This window comes from Pseudomonas sp. PMCC200344 (assembly GCF_030053095.1).
GTDB classification, from domain to species: domain Bacteria; phylum Pseudomonadota; class Gammaproteobacteria; order Pseudomonadales; family Pseudomonadaceae; genus Aquipseudomonas; species Aquipseudomonas svalbardensis.
Genome location: NZ_CP125618.1, coordinates 5,999,978 through 6,019,423, shown reverse-complemented (window position 1 = coordinate 6,019,423; position 19,446 = coordinate 5,999,978). Strand labels below are relative to the sequence as shown.

Here is a 19,446-nt window from a genome sequence, read left to right as displayed (position 1 = left end):
TTGCCACTCACCGCTCTCACCCTCAGTCTAATTCCTGCGCAAGACACAAGCGGGCTTGCTCGCGAAGGCATCGTGCCAGTCGACATTAATGTTGAATGATTGAACGCATTCGCGAGCAAGCCCGCTCCCACAAGGGGATTTGTGGGGTGTCAGTTGCTGGACAACCGGTCCCCACGGGCAAACTTCCAGGTCCGGATGATTTCCAGACGATCGATATCCGACAAATCCCCGGTAAACGGTGAAAACGGCGCCGCCAGCCGCACGATGCGCTGCGCGGCCTGATCCAGCAGCGGTTGTCCGGACGACTCCAGCACCAGCACTTCAAAGAGCGAGCCGTCGCGGTTGATCGAAACCATCAGGCGCAAATTGCCGTAGATCTGCTTGCGTCGCGCTTCGTCGGGGTAATTCAGGTTGCCGATGCGCTCGACCTTCTTGCGCCACTCATCCTTATACCAAGCGCCCTTGTCGCGCATGGTCGACGCGGCGCTCAAGCGATGGACGCGCGGGCGCTTGGCATACAACTGTTGTTCGCTGGCCAGCTCCGCTTCCAGGCTGGCGATGTCGCTGGACAGCTGTTCACTGTCGAACGTCGGAGCGGCGACTGCGGGTTTGGTGACGGGTTTGGGTTCTTCGGTTTTGGCCGCGGCCTTTTTCGGCTTGGGCGCGACGGTCGTCACGGCTGCCTTCGGTGCGGCTTCCTGCACTTGAGGCTTGGCCGCTGGCGGTGGCGTGACTTTCTGCACCTTGTTGTCCTGGAAAGGCGCGACCTCGGTGGTCTTGGGAATTGCCTTTTTATCCAGGGTGCCGCTGCCTTGCTGATTCTCTTGAGCGAGGAAATCGGCCTTCTCAGGCTTCTTTTCGCTTTTAAAGGTGGCGAGGGTGATTTCCAGGGTTTTGCTGATTTGCTTGGGTTCGACCATCGTAAAGCCGACGCCCAACAGCAAGGCCAGGTGAATCAGCGCCGCGAGAAACAGGGTAAAACCGAGGCGATCAGCCGGGCGCACGCCACGATGGGCGAGTTCAGCGGGCAGATCGGACGGGAGCGTCATGACAAAAAAACCAACATCGCGTTTTTCACAGGCCGCGGATGATAACGCAATGTTGGTCGTTTCTTGGCTGTTCTATATCAACGGGCCTTGAGCTTCTGATCGATGGCATCCATCAGCAGGCCGCCGATGTCGGTGCCGAACGCGTTATCAATCTCGCGAATGCAGGTCGGGCTGGTGACGTTGATTTCCGTCAGGTGCTCGCCGATCACGTCGAGACCGACGAACAGCAGGCCTTTTTCGCGCAGGGTCGGGCCGACTTGTGCGGCGATCCAGCGATCTTTTTCGGTCAATGGTCGGGCTTCGCCACGGCCACCGGCGGCGAGGTTGCCACGGGTTTCACCGGCGGCAGGAATTCGCGCCAGGCAGTAATCCACCGGTTCGCCGTCGATCATCAGGATGCGCTTGTCGCCATCGACGATCGCCGGCAGGTAACCCTGGATCATGATCTGCTGTTTGCCGTGCAGGGTCAGGGTTTCGAGGATCACCGACAGGTTCGGGTGGCCAGCGGTGTGACGGAAGATCGATGAACCGCCCATGCCGTCCAGCGGCTTGAGGATCACGTCGCCGTGATGGTCGGCGAATTCACGCAGTACATCCGGGCGACGGCTGACGATGGTCGGCGGCGTGCACTGCGGGAACAGCGTGGCGAACAGTTTCTCGTTGCAGTCACGCAGGCTTTGCGGCTTGTTGACCACCAGCACACCAGCGCGTTCGGCTTGCTCCAGCAGGTAGGTGGAGTAGACGAATTCCATGTCGAACGGCGGATCCTTGCGCATCAGGATCACGTCCAGATCGCTCAGCAGCGCGTCGGTTTCGGCGTCGAGTTCGAACCATTTTTCCGGGTTGGCAAAGACTTTCAACGGACGCATCCGCGCCCGCGCTTCGCCTTCGGCCTGGTACAAATCGCCCTGTTCCATATAGAACAGTTCCCAGCCGCGCTTCTGTGCGGCCAGCAGCATGGCCAGCGAGCTATCCTTTTTATAGGAAATGCTGGCGATAGGGTCCATGACAATCCCGACGCGAACGCTCATGGGTTTTTCCTCGAAATTGGGTGGGTCGCAGTGACCTGCAAAAGTGGCGTCAGAGTGGCGCTGAGTGTGTTCCCGGTCAAGGAAAAACCACTGCCAGGGTTGGCCGATAGATTGGTTTTGGAGACTGTGCTAAAAAGGCTGCCATATCGCGCTGGCCCTTGAGCATCAAGGGTTTCGAGCCTCCGGTTATCGGAAATGGACAATTTGATTCGCAAAGGCGACGGCAGAGCATTTATGGAACAGCATTCCAGCGCCTTGAAGGTCATGGTGATCGACGACTCGAAGACGATTCGCCGTACCGCCGAAACGCTGTTGAAGAACGTGGGGTGTGAAGTGATCACCGCCATCGATGGTTTCGATGCCCTGGCCAAGATTGCCGATAATCACCCCGGCATCATCTTTGTCGACATCATGATGCCGCGTCTGGATGGTTATCAGACCTGCGCTTTAATCAAGAACAACAGTGCGTTCAAGTCCACGCCAGTGATTATGCTGTCGTCCAAGGATGGGCTGTTCGACAAGGCCAAGGGGCGCATCGTCGGCTCCGACCAGTTTTTGACCAAGCCTTTTAGCAAGGAAGAACTGCTGAACGCGATCCAGGCCCATGTACCGGGCTTCGCCGCCGTTTTGCCGCAGTAGGACACGCACAGTGACGCTCGGCCAGCGGGCCCGGCGTCGACAAAAATGGGGAAGACCATGGCACGTATTCTGATCGTCGATGATTCGCCGACCGAAATGTACAAACTGACCGGCATGCTGGAAAAGCACGGTCACGAAGTGTTGAAAGCCGAAAACGGCGCCGACGGCGTGGCCCTGGCCCGTCAGGAAAAACCCGACGCCGTTCTGATGGACATCGTCATGCCTGGCCTCAATGGTTTCCAGGCGACCCGTCAGCTGACCAAAGACCCGGAAACCGGGCACATCCCGGTGATCATCATTACCACCAAGGATCAGGAAACGGACAAAGTCTGGGGCACGCGCCAGGGCGCCAAGGACTACCTGACCAAACCGGTTGACGAAGAAACCCTGATCAAAACCCTGAACAACGTACTGGCCGGTTGATCGTCCGGCCATGACCGAGTCGCTGACGGCTTTCGAACTGCTGCTGCAGATCGACCAGCGTTGTCGTCTGCTGGCGGCTGACTTGCCGTCCCAGCCGACCCGACAGGACAGTTGGAGCGGCATCGGCTTCCGTCTGGGCGAGCACTGGTACGTCGCGCCGATGGGCGAGGTCAGCGAAGTGTTGCACGAGCCGAGGTATACCCAGCTGCCGGGGGTCAGACCCTGGGTCAAGGGAGTGGCCAACCTGCGCGGGCGTCTGTTGCCGATCATCGACTTGTGCGGCTTCTTTTCTGGTAATGAGCCTGGGCATGAGCTGTCAGCCGTGCGCAAGCAGCGCCGGGTATTGGTGGTGGAGCATAACGAGGTGTTTACCGGGTTGATGGTCGATGAGGTTTTCGGCTTGCAGCACTTTGCCCAGGACAGCCTGGAACCGGTAGATACCTTGAGCGGCCCGATTGCACCGTTCATCCAAGGCCAGTTTCAGCGTGAGCAGACCTGGCAGGTGTTCAGCCCGTTTGCGTTGGTGCAGTCGCAAAGCTTCATGCACGTCGCGCTATAACCGCAATGGCCCATATTCAATGTGGGAGCGAGCTTGCTCGCGATGGCGGTTTATCGATCAACATAGATGCTGACTGTCAGTCCGTCATCGCGAGCAAGCTCGCTCCCACAGGTTCTTCGGCAATCTTTAAGGGTGTTGGTTACCGATGATAAAAGCAAAAACAGGCAAGCCAGAAGGGTCGCGCAGCCGGTCACAGATCATCGCGCTGTTCATCGCGTTGATCGTCTTCATCATGCTGCTGTTCGCCAACTTCGCGTACCTCAACACCCAGGCCACGTACGACAAACAGTACATCGGCCACGCCGGTGAGCTGCGCGTGCTGTCCCAGCGCATTGCCAAGAACGCCACCGAAGCTGCTGCGGGCAAGGCTGCGGCGTTCAAGCTGCTGAGCGATGCGCGTAATGACTTTGCCCAACGCTGGGGCTATCTGAAGAAAGGCGATCCCGCCACCGGCCTGCCGCCGGCGCCGTCCACCGTGCGCCCGGAAATGCGCGCCGTGCAACTGGACTGGGAACGCTTGCTGAAAAACACCGACGCGATCCTCTCCAGCGAACAGACCGTGCTGTCGCTGCATCAAGTCGCCGCGACCCTGGCCGAAACCGTGCCGCAGTTGCAGGTCGAGTACGAAAAAGTCGTCGAAACCCTCCTCCAGCGCGGTGCCCCGGCCGCGCAGGTGGCCATGGCGCAGCGCCAGTCGCTATTGGCTGAGCGGATTCTCGGCGCGGTGAACACCGTGCTGTCCGGTGATGAAAACTCGCAGCAGGCCGCCGACGCCTTCGGTCGTGATGCGGCGCGATTCGGCCAGGTGCTCAACGGCATGCTCCAGGGCAATCCGTCACTGAAAGTCAGCCAGGTTGAAGACCGCGATGCGCGCGCGCGGTTGATCGAGATTTCCGAGCTGTTCGAATTCGTCTCGGGTTCGGTGGATGAAATCCTCGAAACCTCGCCGGAGCTGTTCAAGGTCCGTGAATCGGCCACCAATATCTTCACCCTGTCGCAGACCCTGCTCGAAGAAGCCTCGCACCTGGCCAGCGGTTTCGAAAACCTGGCCGGCGGGCGCGACACCGACACCATTGGCGGCTACGTACTGGGCCTGCTGGCACTGATGTCGATCATCCTCATTGGCCTGGTGATGGTTCGCGAAACCAATCGTCAGTTGCGCGAAACCGCCGAGAAGAACGAGCGTAACCAGAACGCGATCATGCGCCTGCTCGACGAGATCGAAGACCTGGCAGACGGCGACCTCACCGTGACCGCCTCGGTGACCGAAGACTTCACCGGGACCATCGCCGACTCGATCAACTATTCCGTGGACCAACTGCGCGATCTGGTGGCGACCATCAACCTCACCGCTGGCCAGGTCGCTGCTGCCGTGCAGGAAACCCAGGCCACCGCCATGCACCTGGCCCAGGCTTCGGAGCATCAGGCGCAGCAGATTGCCGAAGCCTCCACCGCGATCAACGACATGGCCCAGTCCATCGATCAGGTCTCGGCCAACGCCGCCGAATCATCGGCGGTGGCCGAACGCTCGGTGGAAATCGCCAACAAGGGCAACGAGGTGGTGCACAACACCATCCACGGCATGGACAATATTCGCGAGCAGATTCAGGACACCGCCAAGCGCATCAAACGCCTCGGTGAGTCCTCTCAGGAAATCGGCGACATTGTCAGCTTGATCGATGACATTGCCGACCAAACCAACATCCTTGCGCTCAACGCGGCGATCCAGGCCTCCCTGGCCGGTGATGCCGGGCGCGGTTTTGCGGTGGTCGCCGATGAAGTCCAGCGCCTGGCCGAGCGCTCGTCCGCCGCCACCCGGCAGATCGAAACCCTGGTGCGGGCGATTCAGACCGACACCAACGAAGCGGTGATTTCCATGGAGCAGACCACCACCGAAGTGGTGCGTGGCGCTCGTCTGGCGCAGGATGCCGGAGTGGCCCTGGAAGAAATCGAAGGCGTGTCGAAGACCCTCGCCGCGTTGATCCAGAGTATTTCCAACGCAGCGCAGCAACAGACGTCCTCGGCCGGTCAGATTTCCCTGACGATGAACGTGATCCAGCAGATCACCACGCAGACCTCGTCCGGCTCCACCGCCACCGCCGAGAGCATTGGCAACCTGGCGAAAATGGCCAGCCAGCTGCGGCGTTCGGTGTCCGGTTTTACCTTGCCGGCCGCCAAGGCGCAGGCTGCGGATACAGTGTGAAACGCCTGCGAGCGAATGCTTTTTTTGAGTAGAGCAGTGATTTGGAGTGGTTATGGGTGATCGGCACGACTATGTGGCCCTCGAGTGGGTCAAAGGCGAGATTGCCGAAACGCTGAAAGTGGCTCACCAGGCGATTGAAACGTTGCTTGATGACCCGCAGGCGACGCACGCGCTCAGTGAATGCCTGGCGTGCGTCCATCAGGTTCACGGCAGTTTGCAGATGGTCGAGTTCTACGGCGCGGCGCTGCTCGCCGAAGAGATGGAACATCTGACCACCGCCTTGCAACAGAACCGCGTCAGTCATCGCGATGAGACGCTCCACCTGTTGCTGCAAGCCCTTGGGCAGATGTCGATTTACCTCGACCGGGTGCAAGGTGCGCGCCGCGACCTGCCGCTGGTCGTGTTGCCACTGATCAACGATCTGCGCAGCGCCCGTGGCGAAAGCCTGTTGTCGGAAACCAGCCTGTTCAGCCCGCAATTGCCGGAGCTGCCGCCCCTGGACGAAGAGTCGCTGGCGCTGCTGGAACCGGAGGATTTACCGAATGTGCTGCGCAAGTTGCGGCAGATGTTGCAGATGGCCCTGGTCGGATTGCTGCGTGAGCAGGACGGCGAAACCAACTTCGATTACCTGACCAAGGTCTTTGCGCGCCTCGAAGGACTGTGCGGCAACGCACCCCTGAGCCCGTTGTGGCAAGTCGCCTCGGCGCTGGTCGAAGGCATGCGCGGCGGCTCGATTGCTAACAGTCCGGCGTTGCGCAGTCTGTTCAAGGAGGCCGACAAAGAACTGAAGCGCCTGCTCGAACAGGGCATGCCCGGAATCAATCAGCCAGCACCGCTGGAGTTGCTCAAGAGTTTGCTGTTCTACATTGCCAAGGCCGAACATCCCACCGGGCAGATGCTGACCATGAAAGATCGCTACTCACTTGACGACGCGCTGCCTGACAGCGCGATGGTCGATGAAGAACGAGCACGGCTGGCCGGTCCCGACCGCGATGCCATGCGCTCGGTGTTGGCCGCTTTGTGTGAAGAGCTGGTGCGGGTCAAGGAACGCCTGGACCTGTTCGTGCGCAGCGACCGCCAGCACACCTCGGACCTCGAAAGCCTGCTGGCGCCACTGCGGCAAATCGCCGACACCCTGGCGGTGCTCGGTTTCGGCCAGCCACGCAAGGTCATCATCGATCAACTGGCGGTGGTGCTGAGCCTCGTCCAGGGCCAGCGTGAGCCCAATGACGCGATCCTCATGGACGTCGCCGGTGCTTTGCTCTACGTCGAGGCGACCCTCGCCGGCATGGTCGGCACCGTAGAGCCGGAAAGCCAGGAAGAAAGCCGCCTGCCGACCACCGACCTGACCCAGATCCATCAGATCGTGATCAAGGAAGTGCGCATCTGCCTGCAACAGGCCAAGGACATGATCGTCGACTACATCGACGCCGACTGGGACCGCCAGCACTTGCAGCCATTGCCGGCCTTGCTGACCCAGGTGCGCGGTGCGCTGGCGATGATTCCGTTGAGCCGTGCAGCGAGTCTGATCGAAACGTGCAACCACTTCATCCGCGAGCACCTGCTGCTGGATCCGGATCATCCCGGCTGGCAGGAACTGGACAGCCTGGCCGACGTCATCACCAGCATCGAGTACTACCTGGAGCGCCTCAGCGACGACCCCGAAGCGCCGGGCGAAAAGTTGCTCGACGTCGCGGAAAAGAGCCTGGCCTCACTCGGCTTTTTCCCCAGCGAGCAGCAGGTGCCGGTGCTTGAAGATGTGCTCAGCCCGAGTGAAGCGCAGGTCATGCAGGATCTGCAGGAACTGGATGACCCTGAGACCGTCAAGTCACTGGCCGATGTATTGGCCAGCCCTGTGTCCTCCGTCAATCCGCCTGCCCTGACGACCCCGGGAAGCTTGCTGCCGCCGCCCGCCGGTGAAGAACCGGTGGACGATGAGCTGCGGGAAGTGTTCCTCGAAGAAACCGATGAAGTCCTGGAAATCCTCCGCGAGTACCTGCCGCGCTGGTCGGTTAATCCCGACGATAAATCGGCCCTGAGCGAACTGCGCCGGGCCTTCCATACGCTCAAGGGCAGTGGCCGGATGGTCCGCGCGCTGGTGCTGGGCGAATTGGCCTGGTCCGTGGAAAACCTGCTCAACCGTGTGCTGGAACACAGCGTTCCGCCGGGGCCGGCGGTGCAACAACTGCTGGGCGATGCGCTTAATCTGCTGCCGGAACTGGTGGCCGAGTTTGCCAACCATGCTCAGCGCCAGCGCAACGACGTTGACCAATTGGCCGCACGCGCCCACGCCTTGGCCAAGGGCAACGAGCCGATACTCGACGAGGACGCACAAGACGTCGCAGCCCTCGATCCGCTGCTGCTTGAGATCTTCCGCAACGAAGCCGAAACCCATTTGGGCAGCCTCAACCGCTTCCTCGATAAAGCCGCCGAGCACGTGCCATTGCAGGCCAGCGACGAGTTGCAGCGGGCGCTGCATACCCTCAAGGGCAGCGCCTCCATGGCTGGCGTATTGCCGATCGCCGAGCTGGCAACACCGCTGGATCATCTGGCCCGAGAGTACAAGGCGCACCTGCTCGCCCTGGACCTGGACGAAGTCGAACTGTTACTCGAAGCCGAAGGACTGTTCCGTCTCGGGTTGCGACAGCTCAAGACTGATTCATTGGCGGATATTCCCGGTGCCCGCTCATTGATCGAGCGAACCCAGGCGTTGCTGGCCGAGCGGCTGGAAACGCTCCTGAGTGCACCGAATACCGGGTTGCGCATCAAGCGTGATCCGCAACTGATCAACAACTTCCTCGCCCAAGGCATGGACATCCTGCTCGACGCCGAAAGCCTGTTGCAACGCTGGCAGCAACATCCCGGCGAGCGTCAGGAACTCAGCGCATTGCTGGATGAATTGACCACCCTCGGCGAAGGCGCCCACCTGGCTGATCTGCATCCGGTGGATGAACTCTGCGAAGCCTTGCTCGACCTCTATGGTGCGGTGGAAGAAAGCAGTCTGGCGGTCAGCGAGGCGTTTTTCCATGAGGCGCAAAGTGCCCATGAAGCGTTGATCAACATGCTCGACGAACTGGCCGCCGGTCAGGAAGTCAGCCCGCAACCGGAGCGCATTAGGGCCTTGCGCGGGTTGCTCGATGAGAGCCTGGATCCGTCGGCGATGGGGCTGATTCGCAGCGATGGCAGCCGCACGTTGAGCATTCGGGAACTGGGTAGCGCCACGGCCGAACTGGAGCAGACCGCGACCCAGGTTGAGCTGGACGATGAGATCGTTTCGATCTTCCTCGAAGAGGCGGTGGATATCCTCGAAAGCGCCGGCCAGGCCTTGCAGCGCTGGCTGAGCGACCCGGACAACGCTGCGCCGTTGTTGTCGTTGCAGCGCGATTTGCACACCCTCAAAGGTGGTGCGCGGATGGCCGAGGTCGAGCCGGTCGGTGAGCTGGCCCATGAACTGGAAACCCTTTACGAAGGTCTGGTGGACCGCCGTTACGCCTACAGCGAAGCATTGGCGAACTTGCTGCAACACAGTCATGACCGGCTCGCGCAATTGCTTGATCAGTTGCAGAACCAGCGGCCATTGGGCAATCCGGGTGAGCTGATCGAGGCCATTCGCGAGTTTCGCCAGGGCAACACCAGCGCTGTTGAAACGGTTGAACCGGCACGGGCCGAGGATTCACCAGGGCATGATCCGGAGCTTCTGGAGATCTTCCTCGAGGAAGGTTTCGACATCATCGAAAACTCCGGCGCGGCGCTGGTGCGCTGGCAGGTCGAGCCGTCGAATCGTCAGGAAGTGGAAACCCTGCTGCGTGACCTGCACACCCTCAAGGGGGGCGCGCGGATGGTGGAAATCGCGCCGATTGGCGACCTCGCCCATGAGCTGGAATTTCTTTACGAAGGCCTGTCGGCTGGCGTGCTGCAACCCACCGCCGCGTTGTTCGGCTTGTTGCAAAGCAGCCACGACCGACTGGCGCAGATGCTCGACGCGACCCGTGCCGGTCAGCCATTGCCGCCCGCCGATCAACTGATCGACGCGATCAAGAATTTCAGTCATCCGGCGGTGCCCGAAACACCACCATCGGTCGTGGTGTCCGCGACGCCGAAAGTCGAGACGCCCGCAGCGCAACCCGATGCCGGCGCGGACATGGTCAAGGTCTCGGCAGAGCTGCTCGACGATCTGGTCAATCTGGCCGGCGAAACGTCGATTTTCCGTGGCCGGATCGAACAACAGGTTAACGATGCACGTGTGACTCTGAGCGAAATGGAAACCACCATCGAGCGTATGCGCGACCAATTGCGCCGTCTCGATACTGAAACCCAGGGGCGGATTCTCAGCCGCCAGCAAGTCGAAGCCGAACGCCTGGGCTACGAAGAATTCGATCCGCTGGAAATGGACCGCCACTCACAGTTGCAACAACTGTCGCGCGCGCTGTTCGAATCCGCCTCCGACTTGCTCGACCTCAAGGAAACCCTCGACCGACGCAATCAGGACGCGGAAAACCTGCTGCAACAGCAGGGCCGCATCAACACCGAATTGCAGGAAGGCCTGATGCGCACGCGCATGGTGCCGTTCGAGCGGATGCTGCCGCGCTTGAAGCGGATCGTCCGTCAGGTCTCCGGCGAGTTGGGGAAAGATGTGGAGTTCATCGTCGGCAATGCCGAAGGCGAGATGGACCGCAACGTCCTCGAACGCATGGCCGCGCCGTTGGAACACATGCTGCGCAACGCCGTGGATCATGGCCTGGAATCCGCCGAGGTGCGTATCGCGGCGGGTAAACCGGCTCAGGGTCGTATCACGCTCGACCTGTCGCGAGAGGGCGGCGACATCATTTTCGACATCCGCGACGACGGTGCCGGCGTGCCGCTGGACGCGGTGCGGCGCAAGGCGATCAAGCGCGGGTTGCTGGCCCCGGACAGCGACATCAGCGACCGCGATGTGCTGCAATTCATCCTGCAACCGGGGTTCTCCACCGCCGAGAAAATCACCCAGATTTCCGGACGCGGCGTCGGCATGGACGTGGTGCATGAAGAGGTCCGGCAGCTCGGCGGCAGCATGAGCATCGACTCTGTGCCGGGGCAGGGCGTGCACTTCCGGATTCGCCTGCCGTTTACCGTGTCGGTCAACCGGGCGCTGATGGTGCAGTGCTTTGATGATCAGTACGCGATCCCGCTGAACACCATCGACGGCATCGTTCGCGTGCTGCCCAACGAACTTGAAGGGCATTACCGGCTCGATCCGCCGACCTACAAATACGCCGGGCAACACTATGAACTGTGCTACCTCGGCGAACTGCTGAAAACCAGCCACCGCCCGAAACTGCTGGGTCAGAGCCTGCCGCTGCCGGTGTTGCTGGTGCAGTGCAACGAGCGGCACATCGCGGTGCAAGTCGACTCCATGGCCGGCACTCGCGAGATCGTGGTCAAAAGCCTCGGCCCGCAATTCGCGGCGGTGCAGGGGTTGTCCGGGGCCACGATTCTCGGCGATGGGCGGGTGGTGCTGATTCTCGATTTGCTGGCGCCGATCCGTGCGATGCAGGCCCGAGTGCCGCAACAGTCAGCGACTCAGGAGGCGGAGGTCGAGCCGCACAAGCCATTGCTGGTGTTGGTGGTCGACGATTCGGTCACCGTGCGCAAAGTCACCAGCCGTCTGCTGGAACGCCACGGCATGAACGTGCTGACCGCCAAGGACGGTGTCGACGCCATGCTGCTGCTTGAAGATCACATGCCTGACCTGATGCTGCTGGACATCGAAATGCCGCGCATGGACGGCTTCGAAGTCGCGACCCAGGTCCGCGCCGACGAACGTCTGCAGCACCTGCCGATCATCATGATCACCTCCCGCACCGGGCAGAAACACCGCGACCGCGCCATGGCCATCGGCGTCAACGACTACCTCGGCAAGCCGTACCAGGAATCGGTGCTGCTCGAAAGCATCACCCTGTGGAGCAAAACCCATGCTTGAGCACCGCACTAGCAACCTCACCGGGCTGCTGTTGCCCTTGGCTGACCGTAACCTGATTTTGCCCAACGTCGCTGTTGCGGAGCTTATTGATTACCAGCCCAGCGCCTTCGACCTCGACACGCCGCCGTGGTACCTCGGGCGGGTCATGTGGCGGAACCGGCAGATTCCGTTGCTGAGTTTCGAGTCGGCGTGCGGGCAGAAAATCGTGATCGGTGAGCGGGCGCGGATTGTCATTCTCAATGCGCTCGGTGGGCGGCCCGATTTGAAATTCATTGCGTTGCTGGTGCAGGGGATTCCGCGGTCTTACAAGCTTGATAGCCAGTTGAGCTATGTGGATGTGCCGTTATGTTCGCTAGAACAGGCGGCGGTGCAGGTGGGCGAGCAAGTGGCGAAGGTGCCGAATTTGTTGGCGTTGGAGGAGTTGCTGTTGGATGCCGGGTTGACCTGACGAGCCCCATCGCGAGCAGGCTCGCTCCCACAGGTTTTGTGTACGCCGCAAATCCAATGTGGGAGCGAGCCTGCTCGCGATGGCGGCCGTCAATTCACCGAATACTTCACTGCTAAACCCCGGCCCGAGCCTTCATCTGCAACGACTCATGATGATCCAGCGCCCGCTCCACCAACAACTGCACCCCATCCGCCATGCGGCTGAGCGCCAAGGCTACAGAGCGGCGTGATCCTTCCACATCGTCCGCCAGATCGGCCGCAATGGCGCTGATGGACAGCAGGTCTTCGGAGGCATTGGTCAGAAGGGCTTCGGTGTCGATATCGGGGGAGACGGTGAAGAGGTGATGTTTGCGGCGCTTGCCCGGGTTTTCATGGGGTGGGAAGTAGTAGGAAAAGACGCGGTCGGCGGCTTCCTTGAGTTTTTCGGCTTCGAGGGATGCTTCGGAACCGGTGTCGGTGTTATCTGCTGAGTTGGGCGTTACCTTGGACATAATGAGTTTCCGCTTACAGATTGGAATTGGCCCATTCGTTATGAATGGCGCTTTTGCGCCCTTTTTTTGGGGTTTCCAGTCCCAGTCACTGGATGTGCAGCGACACGCAAACGATAAGGACCAACGCAAAACCGCACCAGTCAGCGGGTTCCGGCATTGCTGTAGGCAGCGACGCCAGACTGCGTAGCCTCTCACCGCTCCTGCGGAGAAACTTTTAAACACAAATCCCCATTCGGCTCGCGACAGGTTGAAGATTCCCAAAAAGGGACCTATCGTTCCCTTTTTGGGACTCATCGGTTGCCACTGTGAAAAACCTTTCCCTCAGCGAAGCCCTGTTCACGACTACTCAGCAAAAAGTGCTGGGCTTGTTGTTCGGCAAACCCGACCGCAGTTTTTACGCCAACGAGATCGCCCGCTGGGCTCAAGTGGGTAAAGGCAGCCTCATGCGCGAGCTGGATCGGTTGCAGCGGGCAGGCGTGCTGACCATGACCCGTCAGGGTAACCAGACCCACTATCAAGCCAATCCCGACTGCCCGATCTATGCCGAACTGCTGGGCATCGCCCGCAAAACCTTTGGTATTGCCGAGCCTCTGCGTCAGGCGCTCCAACCCTTTGCCGAACAGATCACCTGGGCATTTGTGTACGGGTCTATCGCCAAGGATTCGGCAAACGCATCCAGTGACATTGATCTCATGCTGATCGGCGAAAGCCTCCACTACAGTGAAGTGATGGAGCGGCTTATCCCGATGGAAGAGCAGTTGGGCCGCGTCCTCAACCCGACGCTCTACACCCCCGACGACTGGGCCGCAAAACTGGCCGCTGAAAATAGCTTCGTCGTGCGGGTAGCGCAGCAGGACAAGATCAATCTGATGGGGGGAAACCCTTTGGAGTCCAAGGATGGGCAGCAACGAGAACCTGGAAAACCTGTTACGTAGCGGTGGACTGAAAGCTGAGCCGCCGGAGCGCAAGGAATGCGAAGGGCTCATGCGTTCGGCTGTGGATCGATTGAAAGACGCGCAAACGTCTTCGCTTTCCTTCGCGAGTCGTTTCGACCTGGCTTACAACGCTGCCCATGCCCTTGCACTGATGGCTCTTCGCTTGTGCGGTTACCGTTCAGACAAGCGATATCTGGTGTTCCAATGCCTGGGTCATACCGCTGATATTGGCAAAGTACAGGTTCGGCTATTCGCCCTGTGTCATGAGCGACGAAACCTGGCGGAGTACGAAGGCTATATGGATGAAGATCCGGCGTTGTTGGCGCAGCTATTGGAAAGCACCGAGCAGCTTCAGATTCGCGTGCAGCAGCAGATGACCGGACTGTAATGCTCCGTCATTGAAAACAGTGGGGATTGTTCTGGCCCCATCGCGAGCAGGCTCGCTCCCACAGGGGTTTTGTGTAAGACGGAGATCCATTGTGGGAGCGAGCTTGCTCGCGATGGCGTCCGCCCAGTCAGCCATTGCCCTAAGCGTAACGATCCGTCTCTCTGCTTGATTGGTGACTCCCACGACAGCTCTTACAGGGGCATTGTGTTCTGAAATATTGCGCTTTTAGTCTCAAGGCCTGAGCCTTGCGCGATGTTGCAACGAATCTTGAGGTGAGCAACACATGTATCACGGGGAAAGATTGAACGCCTGGACGCATCTGGTCGGGGCGGTGGCAGCGGTTGTCGGGGTGGTGTGGATGCTGGTGATCGCCGGCATGGACGGCAGCCCGTGGAAGATCGTCAGCGTGGCGATTTACGGGTTTACCTTGCTGGTGCTTTACAGCGCGTCGACCGTTTACCACAGCGTGCGAGGGCGCAAGAAAGCGATCATGCAGAAGGTCGATCACTTTTCGATCTACCTGCTGATTGCCGGCAGCTACACGCCTTTTTGTCTGGTGACATTGCGCGGGCCGTGGGGCTGGACGCTGTTCGGGATTGTCTGGGGGCTGGCGCTGATCGGCATCCTGCAAGAGATCAAACCGCGTTCCGAAGCGCGGATTCTGTCGATCGTGATCTATGCGGTGATGGGCTGGATCGTGCTGGTGGCGGTCAAGCCGTTACTGGCGGCGTTGGGCAGTACAGGTTTCGCCTGGCTGGCGTCGGGCGGCGTGCTGTACACCGTGGGCATTGTCTTTTTTGCGCTGGATAGTCGTTTACGCCATGCCCACGGGATCTGGCACCTGTTTGTGATCGCCGGGAGTTTGCTGCACTTCGTGGCGATTCTGTTTTATGTCCTTTGAGGTCGCTACGGGATCAAGCGATCCAGCTGCGCCTGCGCCCGTCGGCTGAACACCTGCAACAAGTCGCTCAAGGTATGGGGCGGCGGTTCGTCGGCGCGGGTCACCGCGTACAGGGTGATAGGTAACGCTGGCGCCAGAGGTCGAATCGCCGTGGTGGCGGGGGATGCGCCGAGCGCGGTAAACGGATCGATCACCGCCAGCCCGGCACCGGATTCAACCATCGCCCGCGCGAGCGAATAGGTCTGCACGGCGATGCGTACCCGTGGTGGCGGATCGACCGCCTCAAGGTAGCTGTCGAGTCTGGCCGCCAGCGGGTCGGCGCTGGACAGGCCGATCAGCGGCGCGCCGGCCAGTTCGATCAATGGCAACGGCTGGCTCAAGGCGTCGTCGGCCCAATAACCCGACGGCGCCAGCGCCACCAAAACCCCGCAGGCCAGCGGCTGCGCCTTCAGGCCCGGATGATCCGGCGGCTGCAAGGTCAGCGCCACATCCACTTCGCGCATCAACAAATTCTGCATCAGCTCACGGCTGTGGGCGCTGGACAGTTCGCAGACGATGTCCGAGTAGCGTTGCGTCCACTCGTTGATGGCCGGCGGCAGCAGCGACAGGGCCAGCGCCGGGATCGCGCCGATCCGTACGCTGTGCCCCGGCTCGCGACGCAGGCTCTGGGCCAGACGTCGCACGCCTTGCAGGCTTTCGGTGACCTTGTCGACTTCGCGCTCAAGCTCCAGCGCTTCGGGCGTAGCCTGCAATTTACCGCGCACCCGCAGGAATAACGGGAAGCCCAGTTGCTGCTCGGCGTGTTGCAGCACTTTGCTCACCGCCGGCTGCGATACGTGCAGCAACTGCGCGGCACCACTGACCGAACCGGTCTGGCGAATGGCCTGGAAAATCTCGATGTGTCGCAGTCGCATGGCAAGTCCATAACCTTTGTTTATGGGTCAGGCATCTTTATGCATTGTTCAAGGTCTGTCACCTGGTCCTAACCTGAAGCCTGTTTCAACAACGGTTAAGGACAGACATGGCTCAGCGGGTTTGCATCATCGGTGGTGGCGTCATTGGGCTGACGACGGCTTACGCACTGGTGCGCGACGGCATCGACGTGACGCTGATCGAGGCCCGGGATTCGCTGGGCAGCGAGACCAGTTTCGCCAACGGGGGCCAGTTGTCCTACCGCTACGTCGCGCCGCTGGCCGATGCCGGCGTACCGTTGCAGGCGCTTGGCTGGATGTTGCGCGGTGACTCGCCGTTGAAGCTGCGTCCGCGCCTGGACCCGGCGCAATGGCGCTGGATGGCGTCCTTCCTGGCGGCCTGCCGTCGTTCGGTGAATCAGCGCAACGGCGCGCACCTGCTGCGTCTGGCGCTGCTGAGTCAGTCCACGCTGCAAGGCTGGCGCGACGAAGATCGTCTCGACGGTTTCAACTGGCGGCGCAACGGCAAACTGGTGACGTTTCGTGAAGCCGCGAGTTTTGAGCATGCGCGCCATGGCCTGGCCGATCCGCAACAGCAGCACGTGCTGTCGCGGGCCGAATACGCGCAGCTGGAGCCTGCACTGGCCGAGGCGCCGTTTGTGGGCGCGATTTATACGCCTGACGAGGAGGTTGCCGATTGCCATGCTTTCTGCCAGCAACTGCAGGCTCGACTCCAGGCGTCGGGGCGTTGCGAGTTTTTACTCGGCCAAAAGGTCACCGGCATTCGCCACGCGGACGGCGCGGTGCAGGCCGTAGAAATGGGTTCGCAAGTGCTGCCGGTCGAACAACTGGTGATTGCCGCCGGACATCGCAGTCCGGCGCTGGCGCTGCCCGGCATGAACCTGCCGCTGTATCCGCTCAAGGGCTACAGCCTGACCTTGCCGATCCGCGCCGAACATCGCGCGCCAGAACTGAGCATCACCGATTACAACCGCAAGATCGTGTACGCCCGCATCGGTGACCAACTGCGCGTGGCGGCGATGGTCGACATTGTCGGTTTCGACCCGGCGCTCGACCCCAAACGTCTGGCGCTGATCAAGCGTCAGGCGCAGGAAACCTTACCGAATGCCGGCGATTACGACGCAGCCATCGAATGGGCCGGCATGCGCCCGGCCACCCCCAGCGGCGTGCCGTTGATCGGGGCCGCGGCATACCGCAATCTCTGGCTCAACCTCGGCCATGGCGCCCTGGGTTTTACCCTGGCCTGTGGCAGCGCCCGGTTGCTCAGCGAGTTGATCGCCCGGCGCACACCTTCAATCGAAATGCAGGGCCTCGCCCCCCGCGTCGCCTGACTTGAAAAGGAAAAACCGATGAGCATCAACCGTATCAACAGCAACAGCCGACTCTCTGGCGCGGTGACCTTTGGCGATCTGGTGTTTCTCTCGGGACAGGTTCCGGGTGACAGCACCGACGTCACCGGCCAAACCGCCGAAGTGCTGGCGAAGATCGATGCGTTGTTGGCCGAAGCTGGCAGCGACAAGGATCATCTGCTCAACGCGACCATTTACCTGAACGACATTGGCCGCGATTTCGCCGCCATGAATGAGGTCTGGTCGCAGTGGTTGTCACCGGGCAAGGCGCCGACCCGCACTACTTTGCAGGCGCAACTGGCCCGTCCAGAGGTTTTGGTGGAAATCACTGTGATCGCCGCCCGCCGCTAATCGCTCTACCCACAACGGAGAATAACAATGCAAAAAATCACGTTGATCGGCTGCACCCTCGGCTTGCTGCTCGCCAGTCAGGTCCAGGCCAACGAAGCGCCGCTGACCGGCACGCTGAACAAGGTTGCCAATGCCAAGAGCATCACACTGGGCTATCGCGACGCGTCGGTGCCGTTCTCCTACGTGGGTGATCACACGGGGCAGCCGATGGGCTATTCGGTGGACCTGGCGAGCAAGATTGTCGAGCGCATCAAGCAAAAGCTTGAACTGCCGGATCTGCAGGTGAAGTACAACCTGGTGACCTCACAAACGCGCATTCCGCTGGTGCAGAACGGCACGGTCGACCTTGAGTGCGGTTCCACCGGCGTGACCGCCGAGCGCATGCAGCAAGTGGCGTTTTCCTACGGGTTTATCTACGTGAAGGGTCAGTTGCTCACGGCGAAGGACAGCGGCATCAAGCGCTTCGCCGACCTGCGCGGCAAGAACGTCGTGACCACCGCGGGCACCACCAACGAGCGGTTTCTGAAGAGCTACAACATCGATCACAAGATCGATATGTTCGTGATCAGCGCCAAGGACCACGGTGAAGCCTTCCAGATGCTGCAGTCAGGTCGGGCGGCGGCGTTCTATATGGATGACGCGCTGCTTTACGGCGAACGCGCCAAGGCCCGCGATCCGCATAATTGGGTTGTGGTGGGGGAGGAGCAGTCGCGGGAAATCTACAGCTGCATGGTGCGCAAGGGCGACCCGCAGTTTCTCGAGTTGGTGAACTCGACCCTCGCCGATCTGTACAGCTCGGGCGAGATCAACGGCATCTACCAGCGCTGGTTCCAGCAACCGATTCCACCCAAAGGCCTGAATCTGGAATTTCCGATGACCAGCGAGCTGAAGGCAATCATCGCTAAACCGGTGAGTGATCCGGTGCAATAGTTTCTGTTTTTTATGTCTTGTAGACCGCGTCGCCGGCCTTCGCGAGCAGGCTCGCTCCCACACTTGATCTGTGTCGTTCAGAGATCAAATGTGGGAGCGAGCCTGCTCGCGAAGAGGCCCTAGAAGTCACCCCAAAGCTGTTGGGCAACGGCTAATGCCACCACCGGCGCGGTTTCAGTGCGCAACACACGAGGGCCGAGGCGGGCGGCGTGAAAGCCGCCAGCCTTGGCCTGCTCGACTTCAGCGTCAGACAACCCGCCTTCCGGGCCGATCAAAAACGCCAGCGTCGCCGGTTTCGCATGACTCACCAACGGCTCAGCCACCGGATGCAACACCAGCTTCAACTCCGCTTGAGTCTGCTTCAACCAATCCGCCAGCAGCAGCGGCGGATGAATCACCGGCACCCGTGAACGCCCGCATTGCTCGCACGCGCTGATCGCAACCTGGCGCCAGTGCATCAGGCGTTTGTCGGCGCGTTCATCCTTCAGCCGGACTTCACAGCGGTCGCTGAAGATCGGGGTGATTTCAGTGACACCCAACTCGGTGGCTTTCTGAATCGCCCAGTCCATCCGCTCGCCACGGGACAAGCCCTGGCCGAGATGGATCGACAATGGCGACTCAACCTGCCCGGCGAAGCTTTCATCGATCTGCACGACGACGCGCTTCTTGCCGACCTCCACCAGCGTGGCGCGAAACTCATGGCCCGAACCGTCGAACAGTTGCAGCGCGTCACCCTCGGCCATGCGCAATACGCGGCTGATGTAATGGGCCTGGGCCTCGGGCAACTCGTGTTCGCCAGTGCTCAAGGGGGCGTCGATAAAGAAGCGGGACAGTCTCATGCTGGGTCTCTAAAATTTGA

The 19,446-nt window shown here is 60.7% G+C and carries 17 protein-coding genes; 12 read left to right on the top strand and 5 right to left on the bottom strand.

Annotated elements, in window-relative coordinates:
* Positions 1-149 precede the first annotated feature (149 nt).
* On the bottom strand, positions 150-1,049 hold the full coding sequence (locus QFW87_RS27630) for an energy transducer TonB (RefSeq protein WP_283182025.1): 900 nt from the start codon (positions 1,047-1,049) through the stop codon (positions 150-152).
* A 77-nt stretch (positions 1,050-1,126) separates the two neighbouring features.
* Positions 1,127-2,080: a glutathione synthase gene (gene gshB / locus QFW87_RS27625; RefSeq protein WP_140675026.1), complete on the bottom strand. Its 954-nt coding sequence runs from the start codon at positions 2,078-2,080 to the stop codon at positions 1,127-1,129.
* Positions 2,081-2,314: 234 nt separating this feature from the next.
* On the opposite strand from gshB, the gene pilG reads away from it, so the two are divergent.
* The 6 genes from pilG (at position 2,315) to QFW87_RS27595 (ending at position 12,311) form a co-directional block, all read left to right on the top strand.
* A complete protein-coding gene (gene pilG, locus QFW87_RS27620) occupies positions 2,315-2,719 on the top strand; it encodes a twitching motility response regulator PilG (protein ID WP_008152601.1) in 405 nt (134 codons plus the stop codon).
* Positions 2,720-2,776: 57 nt separating this feature from the next.
* On the top strand, positions 2,777-3,142 hold the full coding sequence (gene pilH, locus QFW87_RS27615; RefSeq protein ID WP_008068134.1) for a twitching motility response regulator PilH: 366 nt from the start codon (positions 2,777-2,779) through the stop codon (positions 3,140-3,142).
* A gap of 10 nt (positions 3,143-3,152) precedes the next feature.
* Complete coding sequence (locus QFW87_RS27610; protein WP_283189330.1) at positions 3,153-3,701, top strand: chemotaxis protein CheW; 549 nt, start codon at positions 3,153-3,155, stop codon at positions 3,699-3,701.
* A 145-nt stretch (positions 3,702-3,846) separates the two neighbouring features.
* Positions 3,847-5,904 (top strand): methyl-accepting chemotaxis protein, encoded by a 2,058-nt coding sequence (locus QFW87_RS27605; RefSeq protein WP_283189329.1) that lies wholly within the window; start codon positions 3,847-3,849, stop codon positions 5,902-5,904.
* A 52-nt stretch (positions 5,905-5,956) separates the two neighbouring features.
* Positions 5,957-11,863 carry an Hpt domain-containing protein gene (locus tag QFW87_RS27600; protein WP_283189328.1) on the top strand — a complete coding sequence of 1,969 codons (5,907 nt, stop codon included), beginning with the start codon at positions 5,957-5,959 and terminating at the stop codon, positions 11,861-11,863.
* Complete coding sequence (locus QFW87_RS27595) at positions 11,856-12,311, top strand: chemotaxis protein CheW (RefSeq protein ID WP_283189327.1); 456 nt, start codon at positions 11,856-11,858, stop codon at positions 12,309-12,311. The genes QFW87_RS27600 and QFW87_RS27595 overlap by 8 nt, the downstream gene beginning before the upstream one ends.
* Before the next feature lie 112 nt (positions 12,312-12,423).
* Here the strand turns inward: QFW87_RS27595 and QFW87_RS27590 are convergent, their stop codons facing one another.
* Positions 12,424-12,801 (bottom strand): DUF6124 family protein, encoded by a 378-nt coding sequence (locus QFW87_RS27590; RefSeq protein WP_283189326.1) that lies wholly within the window; start codon positions 12,799-12,801, stop codon positions 12,424-12,426.
* 305 nt (positions 12,802-13,106) lie between these two features.
* On the opposite strand from QFW87_RS27590, the gene QFW87_RS27585 reads away from it, so the two are divergent.
* From QFW87_RS27585 to QFW87_RS27575, 3 genes are all read left to right on the top strand, one after another.
* Positions 13,107-13,736, top strand: coding sequence for a nucleotidyltransferase domain-containing protein (locus QFW87_RS27585; protein WP_283189325.1), 630 nt, complete (start codon positions 13,107-13,109; stop codon positions 13,734-13,736).
* The gene (locus tag QFW87_RS27580) at positions 13,699-14,124 is read left to right on the top strand and encodes a hypothetical protein (protein ID WP_283189324.1); all 426 of its coding nucleotides are present in this window, start codon (positions 13,699-13,701) and stop codon (positions 14,122-14,124) included. Before QFW87_RS27585 ends, QFW87_RS27580 begins: the two co-directional genes overlap by 38 nt.
* A gap of 283 nt (positions 14,125-14,407) precedes the next feature.
* The gene (locus QFW87_RS27575; RefSeq protein ID WP_283182017.1) at positions 14,408-15,025 is read left to right on the top strand and encodes a hemolysin III family protein; all 618 of its coding nucleotides are present in this window, start codon (positions 14,408-14,410) and stop codon (positions 15,023-15,025) included.
* Positions 15,026-15,030: 5 nt separating this feature from the next.
* Here the strand turns inward: QFW87_RS27575 and QFW87_RS27570 are convergent, their stop codons facing one another.
* Positions 15,031-15,939: a LysR substrate-binding domain-containing protein gene (locus tag QFW87_RS27570; protein ID WP_283182016.1), complete on the bottom strand. Its 909-nt coding sequence runs from the start codon at positions 15,937-15,939 to the stop codon at positions 15,031-15,033.
* Positions 15,940-16,046: 107 nt separating this feature from the next.
* Here QFW87_RS27570 and QFW87_RS27565 point away from each other — a divergent pair, with 107 nt between their 5' ends.
* From QFW87_RS27565 to QFW87_RS27555, 3 genes are read left to right on the top strand one after another with little or no spacing between them, the layout of a single operon-like run.
* Positions 16,047-17,288 carry a D-amino acid dehydrogenase gene (locus tag QFW87_RS27565; protein ID WP_283189323.1) on the top strand — a complete coding sequence of 414 codons (1,242 nt, stop codon included), beginning with the start codon at positions 16,047-16,049 and terminating at the stop codon, positions 17,286-17,288.
* Positions 17,289-17,306: 18 nt separating this feature from the next.
* A complete protein-coding gene (locus QFW87_RS27560) occupies positions 17,307-17,657 on the top strand; it encodes a RidA family protein (RefSeq protein ID WP_074871612.1) in 351 nt (116 codons plus the stop codon).
* A gap of 27 nt (positions 17,658-17,684) precedes the next feature.
* Entirely contained in the window at positions 17,685-18,587 is a 903-nt protein-coding gene (locus QFW87_RS27555) for a transporter substrate-binding domain-containing protein (RefSeq protein WP_283182014.1), read from the top strand.
* A 119-nt stretch (positions 18,588-18,706) separates the two neighbouring features.
* Here the strand turns inward: QFW87_RS27555 and QFW87_RS27550 are convergent, their stop codons facing one another.
* Entirely contained in the window at positions 18,707-19,426 is a 720-nt protein-coding gene (locus QFW87_RS27550) for a 16S rRNA (uracil(1498)-N(3))-methyltransferase (protein WP_111448480.1), read from the bottom strand.
* Between the last annotated feature and the right edge of the window lie 20 nt (positions 19,427-19,446).